Here is a 23,591-nt window from a genome sequence, read left to right on the forward strand (position 1 = left end):
CCCGCCGCCAGTGGCTCACGCCCGCGGCCAAACCTGGGGGAACAGCGGGGAATCCAGCGGGTCGCCGTCCCGCAGGGTCAGCTCGGGGAACGGTGGCGATGTCACGCCGCCGCGATCGGCAAACGCGGCGTCATCCCCCACCCAGCGGGCGGAGAAGACCCGTCGCGCCCGCGCGCCGGGGTTGCCGCGGGCGCCATGGACGGTGCGGAAATGGAAGGCCACCGCATCCCCCGGCTCCAGCGCCCAGCTGACGATATCGTATTCGTCCTCATGGGCGTCGATATCCGGCAGGGTGCTGAACCGGGTGTGCTCGTAAAGCTTAGTGCCATTGAAACGGGTAGGACTGAACTCCTCCTCCCAGCGATGCGACCCGCGAATGCAGCGCAGCGAGGTGGCCTCCGCCACCGGGTCCAGCGGGATCCAGAAGCTGACGTTCTGTCTGCCGGAGACGCAATAGTAAGGCTGGTCATGATGCCAGGGAGTCACCGTGCTGCCTCCGGCCGGTTTGACCAGCGTATGTTCATGGAAAAATTTCGCCGTTTGCGACTGCATCAGCGCCGCCGCGATCTCGGCGGCCGCTGACTGAAAGACAAATTCGCTAAACGCCGGGATCCGCGACCAGTTGCAGTAGTCCTGAAAAAAAGGCGGCGAACCATCTTTGGGGATCACCGTGCGCGCATGACCATACTCGCTGGGGCTGGCCATCAGCGCCGTGACCCCTTCGGCGAGGCGCTCGACCCAGGGGGTAAAGACGCCTTTTAATAACACCGCGCCATCCGCCTGCCAGCGGTCGATGGTCGCTTGATCGATGTGGGGAGAGTGTTGATTGTGCATCGCTTGGGTTCCTGTGTTGAGGGATCAGGTGAGCGGTTCCGCCGGTTCGGCACGCATCCACGCGCAAAGCTGTCGCAGCATCGTCATACAGCGCTCGGTCTGCGCGATGCTGATGTACTCATCGGCCTTATGGCCCTGGGCCATGCTGCCCGGTCCGCAGACCAGGGTCGCGACGCCCATCTCATCGAACAGCCCTCCTTCGGTGCCGAACGCCACGGTGGAGAAGCGATCGCTGCCGCACCACTGCGCCAGCCAGCGGGCGAAGTCGGACTGCGGATCGCTGAGCAGCGGCGGATAGTGGCTTAACAGCTGGAACTGGATGTCGCTCCCACTGGCTACCCGGCGCATCTCCGGCAGCAACTGGCGACGGGCGTAGGCCGCCAGCGCCTCGGTGACCGCTTCGGGACGCATCCCCGGCAGGTAGCGGATCTCAAAATCAAAGCGGCAGGACTGCGGAACGATGTTCAGCGCGGCCCCACCCTGAATGGTGCCCACCTGCAGCGTGCTGAAAGGCGGCGAAAAGCGGCTGTCCTGCTGCCGGGCCAGACGCACGCCCAGCCGATCCAGGTGGTTGATCAGTCTGGCCGCGTAGCGGATGGCGTTCACTCCTTGCGGGGCATAGGCCGAATGGCAGGCCTGCCCCTCGATGCAGCAGCGCATGGCCAGTTTGCCTTTATGACCGAACACCGGCTGCATCTCCGTCGGCTCGCCGATGAGGCACAGCGCCGGTTTCTCCGGCGAGGCCTGCAGAAAATCCACCAGGCTGCGCACACCGAGACAGCCGACCTCTTCGTCATAGGAGAAGGCCAGATGCAGTGGCATGCGCAGCGGCGCCGCCAGAAAGTCATCCACTGCCGCCAGCACGCAGGCGAGAAACCCCTTCATATCGGCGCTGCCGCGGCCATAGTAGCGGCCATCGCGCTCGGTGAGGCTGAAAGGCGGAACGCTCCAGGCCTGGCCGTCCACCGGGACCACGTCGGTATGGCCCGAGAGCATCACCCCGCCGCCGCCGGACGGCCCCAGCCGGGCGTAGAGATTGGCCTTGCCGCCCGACGGGTCATAAAAGCGGCGGGACGCCACGCCGCGGGCAGCGAGAAAATCGGCGATCCAGTCGATCATCGCCAGGTTCGAATGGCGGCTGGTGGTGTCAAAGGCCAGCAGCGCGGCCAGGATCGCCCCCGGCGTGTTATTCATCGCCGGGGACGCCATAGGCGGGCGCATCGCGCGGGTCGAGCGCCCGGGTAATGTAGGCGTCCATTTGCGGCTCCCAGGCCAGCCACAGTTGCTCAAGGGCCGCCAGCGGATCCGTCTCCGCCCAGTCAATGCGCAGATCGACCACCGGCCACGGGTAATCGTCCACCACCTTCACCGCCGCCGAGTGGACCGGGCCGGCCTCGCCCCCGGCGGCAATCCCCGCGCGCAGCCCGGCCAGCAGCCGGCTGGCCAGTTCACCGCTCGCCGTCTCGAAGGCGGCCACCATCGCGGCGATCACCCCGTGACTGGCCAGCATGTTGCCCGCCGCCACGCAGTTATCCCCCGCCTGGGTGCCGCCGATGCCGAGGGTATATTCCCCGCTGAACACCGCCACTTCACCGTTGGCGTCAATCGCCGCGACCTGGCGATATTCGCGGAAGCGATCCTCCGCCAGGGCCAGGTTCAGAGCCTGCTCAACGGAGGCCCCCGCCTCAAGGGCGCCAAGAATATGCGGCCCCAGCGACGGTAACGTGATGTTCTGACTGGCGACCGCGCCGACGCCGGGCAATAGCCACGGACAGCGCGATCCCACGGCCATGCTCGACGAACTAATGGCAATGCCCATCTGACCTGATTCCGGACAACGGGCGCTAATAGAGAGAGTCATTCTGCTGCCTCCCCCTGCCAGTCGTCGGGGATCACCGCCGTAACGTCAATCTCCATCAGCCACTGCGGCTGCGCGAGGGCCGACACCACCACCCCGGTGGAGATGGGAAAGACGCCTTTTAACCATTTGCCCACCTCCTGATAGACCGGCTCGCGATAACGAGGATCGATCAGATAAGTGGTGGTCTTGACGATATGCGTGAGGTCGCTGCCGGCCTCTTTCAGCAACTGCGCGACATTCTTCATCGCCTGCTCCGCCTGCGCTCGCGGGTCGCCGAGGCCAATCAGATTACCGGCGAAGTCGGTGCCAACCTGGCCGCGAACGTAGACGGTATTGCCGGCCCGCACCGCCTGGCACAGATCGTTGTTCAGCGTCTGGTTCGGGTAGGTCTCTTTGGTGTTAAACATGCGAATACGGGTATGAGTTGGCATCAAAGCACTCCTTAAGGAAAACGGTTAACAGGACGGCTGGTAACGCTGGTACTGGCGCTGAATGGCGATCTGGTCGGCAATATATTTGGCATCGTGCCAGACGCCCCAGATAAAGGTGGACCCGCGCCGCGAGAGCCACGGCAGGCCGAGGAAATAGACGCCCGGCTCCGTCGACACGCCGCGATGATGCTGTGGCCGCTGTGCGTCATCGAAAGCGTTGACCTTCAGCCAGCGATAGTCGGTGGTGTAGCCCGTCGCCCAGATGATGGTGCCGATCCCGGCCTCGGCCAGATTGAGACTGAGCAGCGGGTCGGTAACGCAGGCCGGATCGGGCAGAAATTCGCGGGCAGAGGGCTCTTCGGGCAGGTCCATGCCGTTGCGGGCCACCCACGCGTCCGCGGCGTCGAGCAGCGCAAGGTAGGAGGCATCGCCGCGGCGGATATTCTCCGCCAGGTCGTGGTGAAACAGTGCTTTGTCACCGTCAAAGCCACGGGTCTGCCCCACTAACGTGACCCCCTGATGCGCCAGCTGGCGAAAATCGACGGTATGGCCGCCGCGCGCGCCGCTCACCGCGATAGTGACATGCTCTTTACCCGGCGCATTGGCCGCGGCATCCCACATTCCCAGCACCCCGAGCCACCAGCAAAAATCGCGCTGACGATAGCGACGCGGCGGGCGGTCGTGCGCTCCCACCGACAGCCACACCGCGCGTCCGGCTCGCTGTAGCTCATCGGCAATCTGCACGCCGGAGGAACCTGCGCCAATCACCAGCACACCGCCCTCCGGTAGCTGCTGCGGGTTAAAATAGTGCGCGGAGTGGAGCTGCTGAATAGCCTGACTCTGCGGGGCGATGGCCGGGATCACTGGCCGCTGAAACGGCCCGGTGGCCGCCACGATCCGCTGCGCTTCAATCACCCCCTGCGAGGTGTCGACACGAAAGCCCGGCCGTCCGACGAGGCGTTCGGCGCTGAAAACCTCCACCCCGGTATGGATCGGCGCATTGAAGCTGCGGGCATAGGCGGCAAAATAGTCTGCCACCTGCTCTTTGCCGACAAAGCTGTCTGCCGGGCAGTCCGGGAACACCATGCCCGGGAACCGATCGTGCCAGGCCGGGCCGTTGGCGACCAGCGAATCCCAGCGTCCGCTGCGCCAGGCCTGGGCAATACCCTGCTTTTCCAGCACCAGGTGGGGGATATCCAGCCGGGTCAGATGCTCGCTCATGGCGACGCCCGCCTGCCCCGCGCCCACCACCAGGGTATCGATCTCGGTAATCTGTTCAGTCATTTCGCTATCCTTCAAGCACAGTTGCCGACGACGTCGCCGGAATTGACGGCTTTCAGGTTATTTAACTGTGACGAATTGGTAAAATATTATAAAACGATCGACTGAATAGAATTTTACGAGGCTGAGTGACGACAAAAAATAATGCCTGCCGGATCGACAGGCGTTATTTCAGGCGTGAGTTGGGGTTAATTCGATGCTGCGACAATAATCCATAAACAGTTGCGTCGGCCGCGTGGGCTCATTATTCGCGAGATGCGCCATAATTAAGGTCGAGGCGGGCATCTCGTCGGCAATATCCCGCTGCACCACTCTTTCGCCATCGTAGGTCATATCGCAGCAGGGCCGGGTGACCAGCACCGAAAAACCCAACCCCTGACCCACCATACAGCGCACCATTTCAATGGAGGGGGAACTGTAAGCCACTTCCGGGTGATAACCCTTTTCCTTAAAGATGGAGATAAAATAATTTTTACTGGGGACCGCATCGAGGAGGATCATCGGCTCGCGGCTCAGCTCCTGCAGCGTCACCTGCGCCTTCTGCGCCAGCGGATGCGCGGCGGGCAGCAGCGCGTAGGGTTTATGCGGGGCATTGAGCCGCTCTTTATTGATCGAATGGCCGAGCTCCAGATCGTAAACCAGCGCCAGGTCGAAGCGGCCGCGGTGCAGGCCATGCATCAGCTCATGCTGTTCGCCGTCGTACAGATGCAGGGTGATTTCCGGATAGCATTTCTTAAACCCGGCCACCAGCTTCGGCATATACAGCGGAGCCACCGATTCAAAGCAACCGATGGAGATCATGCCAGAAACCAGCTCTTTATCCGCTCGCGAATTCTGTTCGAACTCCCAGGACAGGCGCAGCAGTTCTTTCGCTTTATCGTAGATCCGCCGACCGCTGGAGGTGAGCGAAACGCCCTGCGCATGGTGGCGAATAAACAGCTGCTGGTCGAAGGTGCTCTCCAGATTCTTGATGGCAATCGAAATCGACGGCTGCGCAATGTGCAGCTGGCGGGAGGCCTCGGCGATACTCTCCGTCTCCACCACGGTGACGAAATATTTGAGCTGCTTCAGGGTAAATCGGTTCATAGCATCACCATTGATAAAATATGGTCCGGCGCACACGGGGAATAGTTTTCCTCTAAGTCCCAAGCAATCCGCGTGCCACCCGCGGAAAAGAGCGGCGCGTTGCCCGACAAGGGGCGACAATATTTATTATTGCTCTACGCCCGCCTGGTTTATTTCCGCCGTTGCACCATCATGCGCCACGCTGCACGCCAGACAGGCAGCGTCTGCCCCAGTTTCGCGCAAAATAACCTTCTTCCACAAAATAGCGTTATTGAATTACTGTCATTGTTTTTAAATTGTTTACACAAAGTATCTCAGCAATCACTTTAAATTCCATATCGTTAATATCGCTGTATAGTTTTTTTAAACTTAAAGGCCAAAAATTTACTAATTGCCTCTGAAAGCATCCTGCCAGCATAGTGTATTCGCACGATGAATACCGGTGGCGCTCCATTACGGCACAGCCGAGCCACTTTCATTTTTGATAATTATGACGAGTGAAATAGCCCATGACGTTTAACTGGAACTACATGTTAAGCCTGCTCAGCGATGCCGATTTTTGGTGGGCCACCTGGACCGTCATTAAATTAAGTCTGCTGACCTGGGGCTGCAGTATTGTGCTCGGATTTATTCTGGCGCTGGCCAAACAGTCGCCGCGCGGCTGGTTATCCACCCCAGCCCGGCTGTATATCTGGTTATTTCGCAGTATGCCGCTGCTGGTCCTGCTGATTTTTGTCTACAACATGCCGCAGGCGCTGCCCTCCTTCGCCCCGGTGCTGAACGATCCCTTCTGGGCAGGCCTGCTGGCGATGGTCCTCAGCGAAGCGGCTTATATCGCCGAGATCCACCGCGGCGGGTTGCTCTCTATCCCTCGCGGGCAGAGCGAAGCCGCGCGGGCCCTGGGGTTGCGCTACGCTGGGATCCAGTGGCGGGTGATCATCCCCCAGGCGCTGCGCGTCGCCCTGCCGGCGCTGGCCAATGAATATATCGCCATCGTGAAGCTCAGTTCGCTGGTGTCGGTGATCTCCCTGACCGAAATATTGATGGTCGGCCAGCAGCTCTACTCGCAGAACTTTCTGGTCATGGAGACGATGACGGCCGTGGCGTTTTATTACATCTTTATCGTCACGGTGTTCGATTTTCTGCTGAAACGGCTGGAGAACTACCTTGACGTGACCCAGCGCAATACCGCTCGTCCGGTAGATGCCGAGATGCAGCGGCTGGCCAGCGCCCGCCGCCCGGCGATGGCGCGCAGCGTCGCCCAGAGTCATGAGCCGGCGCTGCAGGCCTCTAAGCTGCATAAGGCCTACAACAACGTCGAAGTGCTGGGGGCGGTGAGCCTGCAGATCCAGCCCGGCGAGGTGGTCTCGGTCATCGGTCCGTCAGGCTCGGGGAAAACCACCCTCATTCGCCTGCTGAACGGTCTTGAGCAGATCGATAACGGCGAAATTCAGATTAACGGCCAACCCTTTATTCACCTGGACCGTCAGGGGCAGCAGAAGCCGCGCTTTATGGAGAATGCCGAACATCGCCTGAACATCGGCATGGTGTTCCAGAGCTTTAACCTGTTCCCGCATCTGACCGTGTTCGGCAATCTGCTGCTGGCCCCGCGCTATCACCATCTGGCAAGTGACGCGGAACTGCGCCAGCACGCCTGCGAACTACTGCACAAAGTGGGCATGCTGGAGCACGCCTGGAAGTATCCGCACCAGCTCTCCGGCGGACAGCAGCAGCGGGTGGCGATCGCCCGCGCCCTGATGATGCGTCCGCAGATCATGCTGTTCGATGAGCCCACCTCGGCGCTGGATCCGGAAAAAGTGAATGAAGTGCTGCAGGTTATCGAATCCCTGGCCCACGAAGGCATCACCATGGTCATCGTCACCCACGAGATGAACTTCGCCTTCAAAGTGTCCGACCGGATCGTGTTTATGGAGAAAGGCCGGGTGGTGTGCGATGACACGCCGCAGGCGATGCGTAGCGGGCAACACCCGCGGGTCGAGGCCTTTCTCAAAGATGTTTCTCTGGCTTAACTATCGGAACGTGAAGAGGAAAAACTATGATTGCGCAGTGGCAAATTGATCAGTTTCATCAGCAGGGTTTTCTGGTGGTCGAAGAGGTGCTTTCCAGCGCCGACATCGCCGCCCTGCAGAGCGATTTCGACGGCTGGGTCGAGGAGAGCCGCGGTCACGCGACGGTGTGGGGAGAAACCCTCGACGGGCGGCCGCGCTTCGATATCGAGCGCGATCATGCTCCTGACCATCCGTCGCTGCGCCGGGTCGCCTCCCCGACGGAGATCTCCGAGGCCTATCGCCACACTGCGCTGAATTCGCGGATGGCGACCATCGCCGCGCAGCTGATCGGCGGCAGCGGCACCCGCTTTCATCACAGCAAAATTAACTCCAAGCTGCCGCACACCGCCACCGAGGTGAAATGGCATCAGGATTTCCTTTTCACCCCGCACAGCAATGACGACATCATCACCGCCCTGCTGATGGTCAGCGAGGTGACGCCAGAGAATGGCCCGCTCAACGTGGTGCCGGGCAGTCATCAGGGGCCGCTGTGGTCCCACTGGCAGGAGGGGCGCTTCACGGGGGCGGTGGATGATGAGGTGGTGGCGACGCACTGCCAGCAGCCGCAGGCCTGTTTTGGCCCGGCGGGCTCAGTCTGCTTTATGCATACCCGCCTGCTGCACGCCTCCAGCCCCAACGAGACCGCCCTGCCGCGCACCCTGTTCATCAGCGTCTACGCCGCGGAGGATGCGCTACCCTACGGCGAAAACCCGCTGCCGAGCCGCCATGCCGGCCAACTGGTCGCGGGAGAAGAGAGCGGTCTGGTGCGCAGCACCAATAACCAGCTTCGTCTGCCGCAGAAGCCGCGCGGCGCTTCGTTTTTTGTTCAGCAGGCCGGCGCCGATCGCGCCAGCATGTAATTTGCCCACACTCCGGAGGTTTTATGACACGCATTTTCGCACCACGCCCGCTGACCCTGCTGCTCTGCGCAGCGGCTGCTCTGACATCCTTTAGCGCACTGGCCTTTCAGCAAAGCGGTAAGATCACCGCCGGTTCGGACATGACCTTTTTTCCTTACGAGTACATGGAAAACAATAAGCCAGCCGGTTTTGACATCGAGCTGCTCGATGGTCTGGCGAAGACTATGGGCCGTGAAGCAGTGAATATCGATACCCGCTTCCCCAACCTGATCCCCGGGCTGCAGGGCGGGCGCTTCGATATCACCAACTCGTCGATGTACATTACCGCCGAACGCCTGAAGGTGATCGATATGGTGCCGTACCTGAAAAGTGGGGAAGCGATCCTCGCCCGCAAAGGCGGCGACTACCAGCCTAAGACCCCGGAGGACTTCTGCGGGCATAAAATCGGCTCGATGGGCGCCACCTCGTGGCTGGCGCAATTGCAGAAGCTTTCCGCCGACTACTGCGTGAAGAAGGGGTTGAAGCCGATTGCGCTGAGCGTTTATACCACCGACCCGCAGACCACCCAGGCGCTGTTGTCGCACGCGGTGGATGCGCAGATCACCGACGCCGCCGTGGCGCGCGGGGTGGTGGAAAAACTGGGTGACCGGGTGGTTATCTCCTCTGACACGCTGATCTATCCGGTGCTGAACGGCTTTGGCGTTAAAAAAGGCAATACTGAGGTGAAAACCGCCCTCGAAGAGGCGCTGAAAAAATACAGCGCGACGCCGGAATATGCCGCCCTGCTGAAGAAATATCACTTCCAGGCGCCGACGGCGGACGATCTGCAGACCCTGATGCCGAAAGCGGAGTAATGCCCATGCGCGATTCCGATGAAGAGCAGATCCGCATCGACCTGGCGGCCACCTTTCGCATCATTGCCCATCTTGGCATGCATGAGGCGGTGGCCAACCATTTCAGCGCCGCGCTCTCCGCCGACGGGAAAACGTTTTTACTCAACCCGAAGTGGAAACACTTTTCGCGCATCCGCGCCAGCGATCTGCTGGTGCTGAACGCCGATGATGAACGTTGCGCCGCGCGCCCTGACGTCGATGCCACCGCGTGGGCCATTCACGGGCAGATCCATCAGCGGCTCCCTGACGTAAGGGTGGTGCTGCATTTGCACCCGGTGTACACCACCAGCGTCGCCTGTCTGGCGACGCCGCAGATCCTGCCCATCGACCAGAACACGGCCCGCTATTTTAACCGGGTCGCCGTCGATACGCTGTATGGCGGGATGGCGGACACCGCGGCAGAAGGCGCCCGGCTGGCGGGCCTGCTGGCGGACAAACGCCGCCTGCTGATGGGCAATCACGGGGTGCTGGTGACCGCCCCGACCATCGGCGAAGCGTTCGATGATATCTGGACCCTGGAGCGCGCCTGTCAGATCCTGATCACCGCCTGGTCCACCGGCCAGCCGCTGAAGGTACTGTCAGACGCGGTAGCGGAAAAAACGGCCCAGGACTGGGAGAAGATCGCCGATTTCTCGCGTCAGCATTTTGCCGAAATGAAGCAGTTAATGATCGACCTCGATCCCTCCCTGGTGGACTAACCCCGCGCCTGCCCGGGTCAGCCCGGGCCGTCGCTGGCTGCCGCCAGCAGCGGCACGATGATATCGCTGAGCGGTGTCGGAATGCCGTGCTGACGCCCGCGACGCTGCACCACGCCGTTACGAATATCCCACTCCAGCGGTCGGCCATGCAGGCGATCGATCAGAATAGAGGTGCTTAAGTCGGCAGGCGCCCGGTGAAAGCCGGCGATAATCTCCTCCGGCACGCTGTCGCCCAGGGCGGCCCCTTCCGCCCGCGCCACCTGCAGACATTCGCGCAAATAAGCCAGTCCGAGGGCAGTGATGTCCTCCCGGGCAAACATCCCGGCGCGTCGTCCGGTCAGCACCATCAGTCCGGCGACGGCGTTCTGCAACAGTTTACGCCAGGCCACGGTGGTAAAATCCGCCGCCAGGTCCACCGCGCAGCGGGTCCCCGCCAGCGCCTGCTGTACCCGCTCTGCCCCCGGCAGATCCGGGAGGGTCAGGCGCGGCGTGGCGCGCAGCCAGACAGAGGCATCGGCATCGCGCTGCGCCGGAAACCAGACCACCGAGGGCAACACCGTCGCGCCGCCGGTCAGGGGGGCAAACTGCTGGCGCTGCTCAACGCCGTTTTGCAGCACGCACACCACGGTGTCCGCGGAACACAGAGCCGTCAGCCAGGGGGCGATGGCCTCCGTCTGTGTGGTTTTCACCGCGACAAACACCAGGTCGAAGGGGGCGGCTATCGCCGTTGGGTCGGTATGCACCGGGCCGGGCACCACGATCTCGCCCTCGTCAGTGCGCAGCACCAGCGCCGAATGGGCGGTACGGCCGCAGACCACCGGCGCCCTCCCCACCGCAAACAGGGCGGCGGCGATAGTCGTGCCGATGGCGCCGGGACCAATAAGTGCAACCTTAGGAAATGCTGTCATGCCGAAGACCTCCTGATGATTCACCGCCCTGGTTGGGCAAAGATTGCCCTCCACAGTAGCGAGAAAGACCGGAGGTCGGCAAGCGGCGCGTCGGGAAAAGCCATTCGCTTTCCCCGACAGCGGTCTAGTAACGCACGCAAACGGATTTGGTTTCGCACCAGCCGTCGAGCCAGTCAGGGCCGAAATCGCGGCCGGTACCAGACTGCTTCATGCCGCCGAAAGGCAGGTTGGCGTCAATCAGGGTATGGCTGTTGACCCATACCGTTCCCGCCTGCAGACGGTCGGTGTAGTTCAGGGCCTGGGTCAGATCGCGGGTCCAGACGCTGGCGGTCAGGCCAAAATCGCTGTCGTTGGCCAGGCGCAGCGCCTCCTCGCCGTCGGCTACCCGCACCAGGTTCACCACCGGGCCAAATACCTCCTCACGGGTGAGGCGCAGCCCGGCGTCGGGGTTAACCACCAGCGTCGGCGGAATATAGTACCCCCCCGCATCCGGTCCGGCGCTGCCGCTGATGAGCTCTGCCTTCTGCTGGCGAGCCTCTTCGAGGTAGGCCGCCACCTTGTCGCAGTGGGCCCGGGAGACCACCGGGTTGATCTGCGCCGTCTCCTGCATCCCCGGCCCCACCTGCAGCGATTTTACCGCCTGCTCGAAACCGCTGACCAGGGTGTCAAACAGCGGCGCTTCGATGTAGATCCGCGAGCTGGCGGCGCAGACCTGTCCCTGATTGAGGAAGCTACCGGTCATCAGCCCCTCAATAACCCACTGGGGATCGGCATCTTTGAGCACAATCGCCGGGTTCTTGCCGCCCAGCTCCAGCGTCACGTGAGTCAGGCGGTCGGCGGCCACGCGGGCGATCTGTTTCCCGGTCGCCGTTGAGCCGGTAAAGCTGACCTTCGCTACCTGCGGATGGGCGGTCAGCGCCGCGCCACAGCCGGCACCGCTGCCGGTGACCACGTTGAACACCCCGTCAGGAATGCCCGCCTGGGTCGCCAGCTCCGCCACCCGCAGCAGGGTCAGCGGGGTGGTTTCAGAGGGTTTGATGACGATCGAACAGCCCGCCGCCAGCGCCGGCATGACCTTCCACATGCCGATCATCAGCGGGAAATTCCACGGGACGATGCCCGCCACCACCCCGACCGGCTCTTTTTTGGTCCACGCCTGGTAACGCGCCCCTTGCGGGAACGGGATCGACACGTCCAGCGTCCGGCCGCTGATCTTGGTGGTCAGCCCCGCGGTGTAGCGCATCCAGTTCAGGGTGCAGCCGACCTCAAAGGCGCGAGAGATCGCAATGGATTTGCCCTGCTCGAGGGTTTCCAGTTGCGCCAGCTCTTCGCCGTGCTGCTCCACCAGATCGGCAAAACGCAGCAGGATGCGTTCACGGTCGGCCGGGGTGCGCCCGGCCCAGCGGCGATCGACAAAAGCGCGCCAGGCGGACATCACCGCCCGGTCAACATCCGCCGGGCTGGCATCGGCGGTGGTGGCAATCGCCTGCCCGGTGGCCGGATCCCAGACGGTTAACCGGTTTTCGCTCTGCGCGGCGCAGGGGGCGCCGTCGATATACAGGCCATGCTGACGGTCTAAAAACTGCTGGACGCTGGCAAGCAGCGCTATCTGAGAGGTGGACATACCCTTTCCTTATTCTTCGCGGATAGTGCTTTCAGTCTATGTCCGGTTGGCGGCTGGCGCTTTTTTCTCTGTGACATTCGTTTGCGCCGCTGTGACAGTCGCCGCAAATCCGCGGCTTGCCCTGGCAGAAATGTGCCGCAGGTAATAGTTCTTTCATATACCCGCCATCGCGGCCTTGCCTGAGGCGGCATAAATGCAACAATGCGGAAACATTGTTATTACAGGAGAAGGGCGAATGATGACCACGGCAGAGGGGGGGCTGGCGTACCAGCGCTGGCTGGCGACGATCAATCAGGTCTGCGGCCATTTCGCCGCCCGGCCGCTGGAGGGGCGCTTCCACGGCGAGATTGACGCCCGCTACGCCGGTAACCTCAAGGTCAGCACGGTCACCGCCGCCGGCGTTAATCTCTACCGCACACGCAATGAGATAAAACGCGATAACGACGCCTGGTTCTATACCGTGTTTCAGCTTGCCGGCGAAGCCATCATCGAACAGGACGATCGCCAGGTGACGCTGGCGGCGGGCGATATCACGTTAATCGACGCCGCCCGCCCCTGCTCGATTGTCTGGCAGCAGACCTCGCGTCAGGCCTCCCTGCTGCTGCCGCGCCAGCGGGTGGCGCCCACAGGCGACATCGCCACCGCCTGCCGGCTGGACAAATCCCTACCAATGGTGCAGCTCAGCCAGCGACTGTTGCTGGAAAGCATGGGCGGCACGACACTCTCCGCCAGCGAGAGTGAAGCGGCGCTGGAGGCGATCGCCTGCCTGTTACGCCCGGTGCTGCATCAGCGCGAGCCTACCCCTTCCCGGCGGGAAAAGCAGTTTCAGAAGATTATTGCGTTAATCGATGCGTCCATTCAGTCGGAGCATTTGCGCCCGGAGTGGCTGGCCAGCGAGACGGGGATGTCGGTACGCAGCCTGTACCGGTTGTTTGCCGACAAAGGGCTGGTGGTGGCGCAGTATATTAAGAACCGGCGGTTGGACCTGTGCGCCCGGGCGTTACAGAACGTCCATGACGACGAAAAGCTGGCTGGGATCGGCTACCGCTGGGGCTTCAGCGACCACAGCCATTTCTCTACCGCCTTTAAGCAGCGCTTTGGCGTCTCGCCGGGCGAATACCGCAAGCGCTGCCGCTGATCATTTACGCCGCCACTGGCCGTTCAGCCCCTGGACGTACTCCCCGGGCTGAGCGCGGGCCACCAGCTTCTGCCCGGCCATTTTCGCCACTTCATCTACCGGCAGATTGTTGTCATCCGCCAGCTGCTGATAGCTTTCGCTGCGCGCGGCATTGATCTGCTTCACCAGCGCTAAGGTCTCTTTATCCTGGCGCAGCGGCGCCAGATAGCCGTTCAGCGTTTCCCCCACCCGCCCCTGCTGCCGCGCTTCGCTCAGGGTCAACGCCAGCGCGGGCGCGCTGAGTAAGGTCAGCGCCAGCGCTGCGCTTAACAGTCGTTTTCTCATCGTCGCCTCAGAACAAATCACTGCGGGATTTCAGCAGGTTTTCCACATCCTTATCGACCTTGATGTGGATCTCATGCTCAATTTTGACATTCATGTTAATAGTGATGGGCTCTTTCGAGGCCGCAATTTCGATACGCGGCGTACAGCCGGCGAGCAGCATCGGCGCCACCATGGCCAGTAGCAACTTATTCATTTAGGTTCCTTACATGTCTTACCGTCCGTCCAGTGCCGCACGGGCAGCATGGCATTCTGTTCGAGCCACGCCTGTAAATTGTCGCCGAAGCGTAAACTGCGCCACAGGTCGAAAATATTCTCTTCATGAGCGTAGTTTAAATGCACGGTACTGCTTTTCCCTTCCACCCGGCTGGTGCCGTTGATGGTGGCCTTAAGCGTCAACACGCCCAGATTGTCGAGGTTAATCCGCGTCCACGAGCGGGAGATCTCCATATAGCGCAGCCAGTTAATCGCCGCCCCGGCGGAGACATTGTCCGCCACCAGCGCATCGGCAGTGTCTTTATCCAGCCGCAGGGTCATCGGCCCGTCATTACGCAGCCAGCCGTCGTGGATGATCCATTGGTTGTTTTCCAGCCACAGCGGCAGCGCGCCGCTCACCGCGCCGGACATGGCGAACTGCTTCACCTTGACGGCGCTGGTGAGTTCGCTGCTGGAGATATGTTGCAGACGGATCAGCGCCGGGTCGCGCTGCGGTATGCGCAGCTGCAGCAGGGTCAGTTTTCCGCCTAACAGATCGACGCTGACGTCGCTGAGCTGCAGCGGATTGGCCTCACTCCACGGCCAGGTGCCCTGCAGGTCCGCCGTCAGATTGCGCGCGGTAACCTGGTTGACGATTTCGCCAATACGCAGGGAGACCGGACGGCGGGTGCCCAGTTGCCATTGGCCATCGCTGAAACGGAATGGCAGCACGAAGTCGACGCCGTTAATCTGGTTATCCGGCATCCAGGCGCTGCCTCCCTTCAGCACGCCGTGGCCGCCCGCCTCAAATCCCTGCCCGGCTGCCGCCGAAAAGGCCACCTGCGCATAGAGACTCCCTTCCCGCAGGTTCATCTTCCAGTCTGGTGGCACCAGCGGCTGGAACACCGTCAGCGACTGTTTTGGCCACCACGCCTGGCCGCGCAGCCGTTCGCCGTCCCAACGCCCGGTCAGCCGCACCGGGCCAATGGTATCGGCGTGCAGGGAGCCGGTGAACTGGAACCACGTCGGATCCCGGCCGTCGAGGGCAAATTTCAGCGTTGACGCCGGGAGATAGCTGCCGCCGGAGAAGGTGGTTTTTGCCGCGTCCAGCGACAGCGCGCCGGTCAGCCGCGGGTGCTGGGCATCACGCAGCCAGCGGATCGGCTGCTCGAGCGTCAGACGCGGCGTACTGACCCGCATCGTGCCGTACTCGAGCTTATCGAAGCCGGTGGAGAGGCTGCTCAGGGTAATGGCATTGTCGCGCCACTCCCCGCTGCCCTTCACATCCCAACGCGCCTGCATCGGGGTGAAGTGTCCCTCACCCCAGTAGCGCCATTGCCAGCGGCCGCTGTCAGGCAGAAAATCGCTCGCCTGACCGTCCAGATGCAGCGTAAAGTCGCCCATCTGCTGCTCATGGGCGCGGAGGATCGCCTGCAGGCGGCCATCGACGCCCTGCTGGGTCACTTTCACCCCAGCCAGCGGCCAGCGAATTTCATCAATATTCAGCGCATCGATCACCCGTCCTCGCGAACGCAGCAGCGCCCCGGGATGAAACGCCAGCTGCGGGCTGACCAACGACCCGCTGAGCTGGGCCGGCAGCGCCGCGTAGAAGATCATCTCACCCAGCTTGGCCTCGCCGGTGAGCCGCAGCGGCATGTCGCTGTTATCCATGCTTAGCTTGCCCGGACCGATATTCAGCACTGCGTTGCCTTTGCCAGCATGCCCCTCGGTGAGGACATTTAAGCGACCGCTGACGGTCATCTGCTCGGTCCCCTGCTGCCAGTTGCCCACCGACAGTGCGACACGCCCGCTGAGCGGATAGTTCTGGTAGCGGGTGCGCCAGCGGCCGTCGCTGATGGTGATCCGCTCCGGAGTGATCTCCCACGGTAAGTCCAGGATCGGTTCTACCTCGCCGCGCGGCGTCACCAGCAGCTGGCCGCGATTGTGCTGCCACTCGAGCTCGGCATCGATCCATTCCGCGGTCTGTGGAAATTCAAAGGTGCCCTGCATCTGGCCGTCGACCGGCAGGCCATCCGGCACCAGCGGCAGATGGAAGGTCCCCACCAGCTTCACCGGCGGCTGATCGTCAGTCAGCCGGGCGCTGAACTGGCTGACGGTGAGGGCCTGGCCGCGCAGGCGCGCCTGCAGACTCAGTTCCTTACCGGCAAAGCCGATGTCCTGCTGCGCTGGCGTCAACGACATCACCAGCCGCCCCTGCCATTTCTCCCACGGCGACAGCCGCAGGTTATCAATCGTTAACCAGCTGTAGGGCAACATCGATTGCCATTCGGCGAGGGTGCGCGGCGATCCCGGCGTGGGCTCGCTGGCCGGCAATTTGCTCAGACAAGCGCTGTTGATGTCCAGCTGGCCAATATGCAGCCGCCAGCGGCTGGGACGCGAGAGGCGGGTATCGGTCACCCGGGCGAGTTCACAGTCACCCACCAGATAGCGCAGGTCGGGGATCAGCAGAGCGGACCGCGTCAGACGCGGGCTCTCCTGCAGCGAGATACGAGTGCCCACGGGCAGCCAAATGCCCGCCAGCGTCGGCACCCAGTGGGTCAGCGTCAACAGCAGCGTTAGCGGCAATAACACCAGCACTAACACCAGCGCGATGGCGGCTTTATATTTACCCTTCATGGGCAGTTAATATCCTGATTCAACATAAGTAAAAGCCGAATGGCGTCTATTGTGACACGTTCGACCAGTGAGTGAAAGTTTGCGGCCTGTTAAAGCATAGTTGCCAGCGGGTATCGCGGCGCGGCGATCGGCCGTCATCATTTAGCTTTTGTTTAAGCAACGCCTGCCACACTCCAGCCAGACAGAATGGCTTGCGGGAGAGACGGTGTCGTTCATTATTTCGCTCATTGAGAGCGCACAGGGCCACTATCCATGGGTGTTGCTGATTGTTTTCCTGCTCACCTTCACTAAATCCTGCGCGCTGGTGTCGCTGGCGATCCCGGGCACCTCCGGTCTGCTGCTGTTGGGGACATTCGCTTCCGCCAGCCTCGGTCATTTCCTGTTAATGTGGTCCAGCGCCAGCCTCGGCGCCATCGGCGGATTCTGGCTCTCGTGGTGGTTAGGCGTTCGCTATCGTCACCGCCTCACACAGTTACGCTGGCTGACCGCCGAGCGGCTGGCCCGCAGCCGACTCTTTTTTCAGCGCCGCGGGCTGTGGGCGGTCTTTTTCAGTCGCTTCCTCTCTCCCCTGCGCGCCACCCTGCCCCTGGTCAGCGGCGCCAGCGGCCTGCCGCTGTGGCCATTTCAGTGGGCTAACGTTACCTCTGGATTACTGTGGCCGCTCCTGCTGCTCTCCCCCGGCGCTTTTAGCCTCAGTTTGTGGTGAAAAAACTTTGTCTTTCAAAGAGATTCCGCAAATCCGCGATATGCTCTAGAATTAGCATAAGCACCTGCTATTTAAACTATTTTTTAATAATTGTACGATTATTTTAAATATGCTACCGTGACGTTATAATCACTGGAGAAAAGTCTTATGAAAATCGCGGTTTACAGTACGAAGCAGTACGATAAAAAGTACCTGCAGCACGTGAATGATACCTACGGCTTTGAACTGGAATTCTTCGACTTCCTGCTGACAGCGAAGACCGCCAAAACCGCCAACGGTTGCGAAGCGGTGTGTATCTTCGTCAATGACGATGGCAGCCGCCCGGTGCTGGAAGAGCTGAAAGCCCACGGCGTGAAGTATATCGCCCTGCGCTGCGCCGGGTTTAACAACGTCGACCTCGAGGCGGCGAAAGAGCTTGGCCTGCGCGTGGTCCGCGTCCCGGCGTACTCTCCGGAAGCCGTCGCTGAGCATGCGATCGGCATGATGATGTCGCTCAACCGCCGCATCCACCGCGCCTACCAGCGTACCCGTGATGCCAACTTCTCTCTCGAAGGCCTCACCGGTTTCACCATGTACGGCAAAACCGCCGGGGTGATCGGCACCGGCAAAATTGGCGTGGCGATGCTGCGGATCCTCAAAGGTTTCGGTATGCGTCTGCTGGCGTTCGACCCGTACCCAAGCGCCGCCGCGCTGGAGCTGGGGGTGGAATATGTCGACCTCGCCACGCTGTACAAGGAATCGGACGTGATCTCCCTGCACTGCCCGCTGACCGACGAAAACTACCACCTGCTCAATCGCGAGGCGTTTAACCAGATGAAGGACGGGGTGATGGTGATTAACACCAGCCGCGGCGCGCTGATCGACTCTCAGGCGGCCATCGACGCCCTGAAGCACCAGAAAATTGGCGCGCTGGGGCTGGACGTTTATGAGAACGAACGCGATCTGTTCTTTGAAGACAAATCCAACGACGTTATCCAGGACGACGTCTTCCGCCGCCTCTCCGCCTGCCACAACGTACTGTTCACCGGCCACCAGGCGTTCCTCACCGCTGAGGCGCTGATCAGCATTTCGGAGACCACTCTGGGCAACCTGCAGCAGGTCGCCAACGGCGAAACCTGCCCGAACGCCATCGTCTGATTCCTTTCCCTTTTGTGCTCCTCTCCCGGGGGGAGCACATTCAGATAATCCCCACAGATCCCCGCTGCGATACCGTTACACTGGCTTTATTTTATTAGTAATGTGAATGTTTCGGAGTACAAATGAACAAATTTGCAGCGCTACTGGCGGCAGGTATGCTGCTGTCCGGCTGTGTCTACAACAGTAAGGTGTCCACCGGCGCGGAACAGCTGCAACATCATCGCTTCGTGCTGACCAGCGTCAACGGCCAGGCGGTCAACGCCGGCGACCGGCCGCTGGAGCTGAGCTTCGGTGAGAAGATGGCTATTACAGGCAAGGTGTATGTAACGGGCAATATGTGCAACGGCTTTAGCGGGGAAGGTAAGGTGTCGGACGGCGCGCTGAAGGTGAAGTCGCTGGCAATGACCCGGATGCTGTGCAACGATGCCCAGCTTAATACCCTTGACGCGACGATCGGCAAGATGCTGCGCGAGGGCGCACAGGTCGATCTGACGGAAAACCAGTTGACGCTGGCGACCGCCGACCAGACGCTGGTCTATAAGCTCGCCGACCTGATGCACTAGCCGGCATTGAGGTGCCGCTGACGCTGCCCCGCGACGGGGCGCCGTTAGTAGCCGCAGCTGCCGCCTGCCAGCGCCTGCTCGCTGCAGCGTTTGCCGTTCGGCAGCGCACACATGCCAATCGCCGAACCATCGAGCTGACGAGCCACCGATAACGAGCCGCCTATCATGGCGCAGTTGGCCTGACCGGCGTCGCTCATCGCCGCCCGCATGCCTGGCGTGACGTGCGCCGCCGTGGCCTGCTGAACGGGTTCACTACTGCACGCCGACAGCAACAGCGCCGCACAACCTACTAACATCGCAGCTCGCATTCTCTCTCCCCTCGGAAACGTCTTAAAAAAGCAAACCCCAGAATAATAGGCAGCGTGGCGGGCGGCGTCGAGAGGGGAAGTACGTATTTATGCGCCTCATTAACATTTTCTAGCAAATTTTCGCCGAAAGCTTGATCTGCTCCGGCCTGGTCGCCGGGCGCGCGTGGTTCCCCCCCTCTGCAGGCAGCCATTTTCTCCGCGAACCATGCAAAATATTGATCTGGTCACGGGTGCCCGGCGCATTGAGGACACAAATGCAAAAATGGCCGCGCCAACGGTTTGCTAAACTACCCCTTATATAATTACAGGGCGCGTCGCGGTTTCACGTGTCCATTCTTTTGCGCAATGTAAGGGTGTCTTCATATGATTACGATTGATGGTAATGGCGCGGTCGCTTCCGTCGCGTTTCGCACCAGTGAAGTTATCGCCATCTACCCGATCACGCCCAGTTCAACGATGGCGGAACAGGCCGACGCCTGGGCCGGCAATGGGCTGAAAAACGTCTGGGGCGATGTACCCCGCGTGGTCGAAATGCAGTCGGAGGCAGGCGCCATTGGCGCCGTACATGGCGCGCTGCAGACCGGCGCCCTCTCCACCTCCTTTACCTCATCGCAGGGCCTGCTGCTGATGATCCCCACGCTGTACAAACTGGCCGGCCAGCTGATGCCGTTTGTGCTGCACGTCGCCGCCCGCACCGTCGCCACCCACGCGCTATCGATCTTCGGCGATCATTCCGACGTCATGGCCGTGCGGCAAACCGGTTGCGCCATGCTGTGCGCCAGCAGCGTCCAGGAGGCGCAGGATTTTGCGCTGATCTCGCATATCGCCACCCTGCAAAGCCGGGTGCCGTTTATTCATTTCTTTGATGGTTTCCGCACCTCGCACGAAATCAACAAAATCGCCCCGCTGGCGGATGACACCATTCGCGCCCTGCTACCGCAGGATAAAATCGCCGAGCATCGCCAGCGCGCGCTCAATCCGGAACACCCGGTGATCCGCGGAACCTCGGCCAACCCCGACACGTACTTCCAGTCCCGGGAGGCCACCAATCCGTGGTACGACGCGGTCTATGACCATGTTGAGACGGCGATGAACGACTTCGCCGCCGCCACCGGCCGTCAGTACAAACCGTTTGAGTTTTACGGCCACCCGCAGGCAGAGCGCGTGATCGTCATTATGGGTTCGGCTATCGGTACTTGCGAAGAGGTGGTTGATGAACTGCTGAGCCGCGGCGAGAAAGTCGGCGTGCTGAAAGTGCGCCTCTATCGCCCGTTCTCCGCCGCCCACCTGCTGGCAGCACTGCCGGAAAGCGCCCGGGCGGTAGCGGTGCTCGATCGCACCAAAGAGCCTGGCGCGCTTGCCGAGCCGCTGTATCTCGATGTGATGACCGCCCTGGCGGAAGCCTTTAACCGCGGCGAGCGCGAGACGCTGCCGCGCACCATCGGCGGCCGCTATGGCCTCTCCTCCAAGGAGTTCGGCCCGGAATGCGTGCTGGCGGTATTTAGTGAACTGCAGTCCGCTCAGCCGAAGCCACGCTTTACCGTCGGTATCTATGATGACGTGACCAATCTGTCGCTGCCGCTGGGAGAAAATACCCTGCCGGCTGAGGCCAAACTCGAGGCCCTGTTCTACGGTCTCGGCAGCGATGGCAGCGTGTCGGCCACCAAAAACAACATCAAAATCATCGGCAACTCGACCCCGTGGTTCTCGCAGGGCTATTTTGTCTATGACTCGAAGAAAGCGGGCGGCCTCACCGTCTCGCATCTGCGCGTCAGCGAAAAACCGATTCGTTCTTCGTATCTGATTTCGCAGGCTGATTTCGTCGGCTGCCACCAGCTACAGTTTATCGATAAATACCAGATGGCCGAGCGGCTGAAGCCCGGCGGTATTTTCCTGCTCAACACGCCGTACAGCGCCGATGAGGTCTGGTCTCGCCTGCCGCAGGAAGTTCAGGCCACTCTGAATCAGAAAAAAGCGCGATTTTACGTGGTCAACGCGGCGAAAATCGCCCGCGAGTGCAGCCTCGGCGCGCGCATTAATACCGTGATGCAGATGGCGTTCTTCCATCTCACCCGCATCCTGCCGGGCGACAGCGCGCTGGCGGAACTGCAGGCGGCGATCGCCAAAAGCTACAGCAGCAAAGGCCAGGAGCTGGTGGAACGCAACTGGCAGGCGCTGGCCCTGGCCCGCGAATCGCTGGCGGAAGTGCCGCTGCAGCCGGTGAACGCCAGCAGTCCGAACCGCCCTCCGGTGGTCTCCGACGCCGCACCGGATTTCGTCAAAACGGTCACCGCCGCGATGCTGGCCGGCCTCGGCGATGCGCTGCCGGTCTCCGCCCTGCCGCCGGACGGCACCTGGCCCATGGGCACCACGCGCTGGGAGAAACGCAATATCGCCGAAGAGATCCCCATCTGGAAGGAAGCGCTGTGTACCCAGTGCAACCACTGCGTCGCCGCCTGCCCGCACTCGGCGATCCGCGCCAAAGTGGTCGCCCCGGAAGAGATGGAGAACGCGCCAGCCAGTCTGCACTCGCTGGACGTCAAATCCCGCGATATGCGCGGACAAAAATACGTTCTGCAGGTCGCCCCGGAAGACTGCACTGGCTGTAACCTGTGCGTTGAAGTGTGCCCGGCGAAAGATCGCCAGAACCCGGAGATCAAGGCCATCAATATGATGTCGCGCCTGGAGCATGTGGAAGAGGAGAAGGTCAATTACGATTACTTCCTCAACCTGCCGGAAATCGACCGCACAAAACTGGAGCGGATTGATATTCGCACCTCGCAGCTGATCAGCCCGCTGTTTGAATACTCCGGCGCCTGCTCCGGCTGTGGCGAAACGCCGTATATCAAACTGCTGACCCAGCTGTACGGCGATCGGATGTTGATCGCCAACGCCACCGGCTGCTCCTCCATTTACGGCGGCAACCTGCCCTCGACGCCGTACACGACCGACGCCAACGGCCGCGGCCCGGCATGGGCCAACTCGCTGTTTGAGGATAACGCTGAATTCGGGCTCGGCTTCCGCTTAACCGTCGACCAGCATCGTCAGCGCGTGATGCGCCTGCTGAGCGAATTTGCCGACAAACTGCCGGCAGAGTTGAACGCGGCGTTACATGCCGAGGCGACGCCGGAAGTACGCCGCGAACAGGTGGCGGCCCTGCGCCAGGCGCTGGCCGGCGTGGACGGCGCTGAAGAGCTGCTGACCGATGCTGACGCGCTGGTGGAGAAATCCGTCTGGCTGATCGGCGGCGACGGCTGGGCCTACGATATTGGCTTCGGCGGTCTGGATCATGTGCTGAGCCTGACGGAAAACGTCAACATTCTGGTGCTGGATACCCAGTGTTACTCCAACACCGGCGGCCAGGCGTCAAAAGCCACCCCGCTGGGGGCAGTCACCAAGTTTGGCGAACACGGCAAACGCAAGGCGCGCAAAGATCTTGGCGTCAGCATGATGATGTACGGTCATGTCTATGTGGCGCAGATTTCGCTCGGCGCGCAGCTGAACCAGACGGTGAAAGCGATTCAGGAAGCAGAAGCCTATCCGGGACCGTCGCTGATCATCGCCTACAGTCCTTGCGAAGAGCACGGCTACGATCTGGCGCTCAGCCACGATCAGATGCGTCAGCTGACCGCCACTGGATTCTGGCCGCTCTACCGCTTCGACCCGCGTCGCGCCGACGAAGGCAAACTGCCGCTGGCGCTGGATTCTCGTCCGCCGTCCGACGCGCTGGCCGAGACGCTGCTCAACGAGCAACGCTTCCGTCGCCTGAACGCCCAGCAGCCGGAGGTGGCGGAGCAGTTGTGGAAAGACGCCGCCGCGGATCTGCAGAAACGGTATGACTTCCTCGCCCAGCTGGCTGGCAAAGCGGAGAAATCACCGAGCGAAGGCTAAGGTTCTTTTCCACACGGTAGCCATAAAAAAAGCCCGAACATGTTGTTCGGGCTTGTCGTTTTACCGATAAACAAAATCATTCCGCAGAATGAGACGGCAGCAATAAATGATTGGCGTGACAATAAAGGCATATAACGTTCGAATAATACGTGATTATCGCGGGCATGTATA

Annotated in this window: 21 protein-coding genes; 9 read left to right on the top strand and 12 right to left on the bottom strand. The window is 61.4% G+C overall.

Translation table 11 applies throughout. The features are described 5' to 3' along the window. Nucleotides 1–15: 15 nt before the first annotated feature. From CWM57_RS04335 to CWM57_RS04360, 6 genes are all read right to left on the bottom strand, one after another. Nucleotides 16–834 (bottom strand): phytanoyl-CoA dioxygenase family protein, encoded by an 819-nt coding sequence (locus tag CWM57_RS04335; RefSeq protein ID WP_064142375.1) that lies wholly within the window; start codon nucleotides 832–834, stop codon nucleotides 16–18. Between the two features lie 24 nt (nucleotides 835–858). Further along, on the bottom strand, nucleotides 859–2,028 hold the full coding sequence (gene argE, locus CWM57_RS04340; RefSeq protein WP_100675779.1) for an acetylornithine deacetylase: 1,170 nt from the start codon (nucleotides 2,026–2,028) through the stop codon (nucleotides 859–861). Then, on the bottom strand, nucleotides 2,021–2,695 hold the full coding sequence (locus CWM57_RS04345) for a DUF1028 domain-containing protein (RefSeq protein ID WP_100675675.1): 675 nt from the start codon (nucleotides 2,693–2,695) through the stop codon (nucleotides 2,021–2,023). The genes argE and CWM57_RS04345 overlap by 8 nt, the downstream gene beginning before the upstream one ends. After that, nucleotides 2,692–3,126, bottom strand: a complete 435-nt coding sequence (locus CWM57_RS04350; protein ID WP_061154791.1) for a RidA family protein — start codon at nucleotides 3,124–3,126, stop codon at nucleotides 2,692–2,694. The genes CWM57_RS04345 and CWM57_RS04350 overlap by 4 nt, the downstream gene beginning before the upstream one ends. Before the next feature lie 24 nt (nucleotides 3,127–3,150). Beyond that, complete coding sequence (locus CWM57_RS04355) at nucleotides 3,151–4,410, bottom strand: flavin-containing monooxygenase (protein WP_100675676.1); 1,260 nt, start codon at nucleotides 4,408–4,410, stop codon at nucleotides 3,151–3,153. Nucleotides 4,411–4,578: 168 nt separating this feature from the next. After that, the gene (locus CWM57_RS04360) at nucleotides 4,579–5,493 is read right to left on the bottom strand and encodes a LysR substrate-binding domain-containing protein (protein ID WP_004190428.1); all 915 of its coding nucleotides are present in this window, start codon (nucleotides 5,491–5,493) and stop codon (nucleotides 4,579–4,581) included. A gap of 488 nt (nucleotides 5,494–5,981) precedes the next feature. Between CWM57_RS04360 and CWM57_RS04365 the strand changes: the two genes are divergently transcribed. Genes CWM57_RS04365 through CWM57_RS04380 form a run of 4 tightly spaced genes read left to right on the top strand, consistent with a single transcriptional unit; the run spans nucleotide 5,982 to nucleotide 9,992 of the window. Further along, the gene (locus CWM57_RS04365; RefSeq protein ID WP_004224471.1) at nucleotides 5,982–7,502 is read left to right on the top strand and encodes an amino acid ABC transporter permease/ATP-binding protein; all 1,521 of its coding nucleotides are present in this window, start codon (nucleotides 5,982–5,984) and stop codon (nucleotides 7,500–7,502) included. A 26-nt stretch (nucleotides 7,503–7,528) separates the two neighbouring features. Continuing rightward, nucleotides 7,529–8,401 carry a phytanoyl-CoA dioxygenase family protein gene (locus tag CWM57_RS04370; RefSeq protein WP_004224469.1) on the top strand — a complete coding sequence of 291 codons (873 nt, stop codon included), beginning with the start codon at nucleotides 7,529–7,531 and terminating at the stop codon, nucleotides 8,399–8,401. Between the two features lie 23 nt (nucleotides 8,402–8,424). After that, entirely contained in the window at nucleotides 8,425–9,255 is an 831-nt protein-coding gene (locus tag CWM57_RS04375; RefSeq protein WP_100675677.1) for an ABC transporter substrate-binding protein, read from the top strand. Nucleotides 9,256–9,260: 5 nt separating this feature from the next. Next, on the top strand, nucleotides 9,261–9,992 hold the full coding sequence (locus tag CWM57_RS04380) for a class II aldolase and adducin N-terminal domain-containing protein (protein WP_100675678.1): 732 nt from the start codon (nucleotides 9,261–9,263) through the stop codon (nucleotides 9,990–9,992). Nucleotides 9,993–10,009: 17 nt separating this feature from the next. Here the strand turns inward: CWM57_RS04380 and CWM57_RS04385 are convergent, their stop codons facing one another. Continuing rightward, nucleotides 10,010–10,900, bottom strand: coding sequence for an oxidoreductase (locus tag CWM57_RS04385; RefSeq protein ID WP_074386026.1), 891 nt, complete (start codon nucleotides 10,898–10,900; stop codon nucleotides 10,010–10,012). Between the two features lie 124 nt (nucleotides 10,901–11,024). Then, complete coding sequence (locus tag CWM57_RS04390; RefSeq protein ID WP_100675679.1) at nucleotides 11,025–12,524, bottom strand: aldehyde dehydrogenase family protein; 1,500 nt, start codon at nucleotides 12,522–12,524, stop codon at nucleotides 11,025–11,027. A 235-nt stretch (nucleotides 12,525–12,759) separates the two neighbouring features. Here CWM57_RS04390 and feaR point away from each other — a divergent pair, with 235 nt between their 5' ends. Further along, nucleotides 12,760–13,662 carry a transcriptional regulator FeaR gene (feaR, locus tag CWM57_RS04395; RefSeq protein ID WP_100675680.1) on the top strand — a complete coding sequence of 301 codons (903 nt, stop codon included), beginning with the start codon at nucleotides 12,760–12,762 and terminating at the stop codon, nucleotides 13,660–13,662. Here the strand turns inward: feaR and CWM57_RS04400 are convergent, their stop codons facing one another. The 3 genes from CWM57_RS04400 to CWM57_RS04410 are packed head-to-tail and all read right to left on the bottom strand — an operon-like array spanning nucleotide 13,663 to nucleotide 16,815. After that, a complete protein-coding gene (locus tag CWM57_RS04400) occupies nucleotides 13,663–13,986 on the bottom strand; it encodes a YdbL family protein (protein WP_012541948.1) in 324 nt (107 codons plus the stop codon). A 7-nt stretch (nucleotides 13,987–13,993) separates the two neighbouring features. Continuing rightward, complete coding sequence (locus CWM57_RS04405) at nucleotides 13,994–14,179, bottom strand: YnbE family lipoprotein (protein ID WP_012968375.1); 186 nt, start codon at nucleotides 14,177–14,179, stop codon at nucleotides 13,994–13,996. After that, nucleotides 14,176–16,815, bottom strand: coding sequence for a YdbH family protein (locus CWM57_RS04410; protein ID WP_100675681.1), 2,640 nt, complete (start codon nucleotides 16,813–16,815; stop codon nucleotides 14,176–14,178). The genes CWM57_RS04405 and CWM57_RS04410 overlap by 4 nt, the downstream gene beginning before the upstream one ends. A 205-nt stretch (nucleotides 16,816–17,020) precedes the next feature. Here CWM57_RS04410 and CWM57_RS04420 point away from each other — a divergent pair, with 205 nt between their 5' ends. The 3 genes from CWM57_RS04420 to hslJ all read left to right on the top strand — a co-directional run bounded on the left by CWM57_RS04420 (nucleotide 17,021) and on the right by hslJ (nucleotide 19,221). Next, a complete protein-coding gene (locus CWM57_RS04420; RefSeq protein ID WP_074386029.1) occupies nucleotides 17,021–17,521 on the top strand; it encodes a DedA family protein in 501 nt (166 codons plus the stop codon). A 147-nt stretch (nucleotides 17,522–17,668) separates the two neighbouring features. Then, on the top strand, nucleotides 17,669–18,658 hold the full coding sequence (locus CWM57_RS04425) for a 2-hydroxyacid dehydrogenase (RefSeq protein ID WP_074386030.1): 990 nt from the start codon (nucleotides 17,669–17,671) through the stop codon (nucleotides 18,656–18,658). 122 nt (nucleotides 18,659–18,780) lie between these two features. Further along, nucleotides 18,781–19,221 (top strand): heat shock protein HslJ, encoded by a 441-nt coding sequence (gene hslJ / locus CWM57_RS04430; protein ID WP_074386031.1) that lies wholly within the window; start codon nucleotides 18,781–18,783, stop codon nucleotides 19,219–19,221. Nucleotides 19,222–19,265: 44 nt separating this feature from the next. Here the strand turns inward: hslJ and CWM57_RS04435 are convergent, their stop codons facing one another. Next, the gene (locus tag CWM57_RS04435) at nucleotides 19,266–19,529 is read right to left on the bottom strand and encodes a DUF333 domain-containing protein (RefSeq protein ID WP_004140155.1); all 264 of its coding nucleotides are present in this window, start codon (nucleotides 19,527–19,529) and stop codon (nucleotides 19,266–19,268) included. Nucleotides 19,530–19,892: 363 nt separating this feature from the next. Between CWM57_RS04435 and nifJ the strand changes: the two genes are divergently transcribed. Continuing rightward, entirely contained in the window at nucleotides 19,893–23,420 is a 3,528-nt protein-coding gene (nifJ, locus tag CWM57_RS04445) for a pyruvate:ferredoxin (flavodoxin) oxidoreductase (RefSeq protein WP_032730192.1), read from the top strand. The last annotated feature ends 171 nt before the right edge of the window (nucleotides 23,421–23,591 follow it).

The organism is Klebsiella sp. G-Nf4, from assembly GCF_002810615.1.
Taxonomy (GTDB): domain Bacteria; phylum Pseudomonadota; class Gammaproteobacteria; order Enterobacterales; family Enterobacteriaceae; genus Klebsiella; species Klebsiella variicola.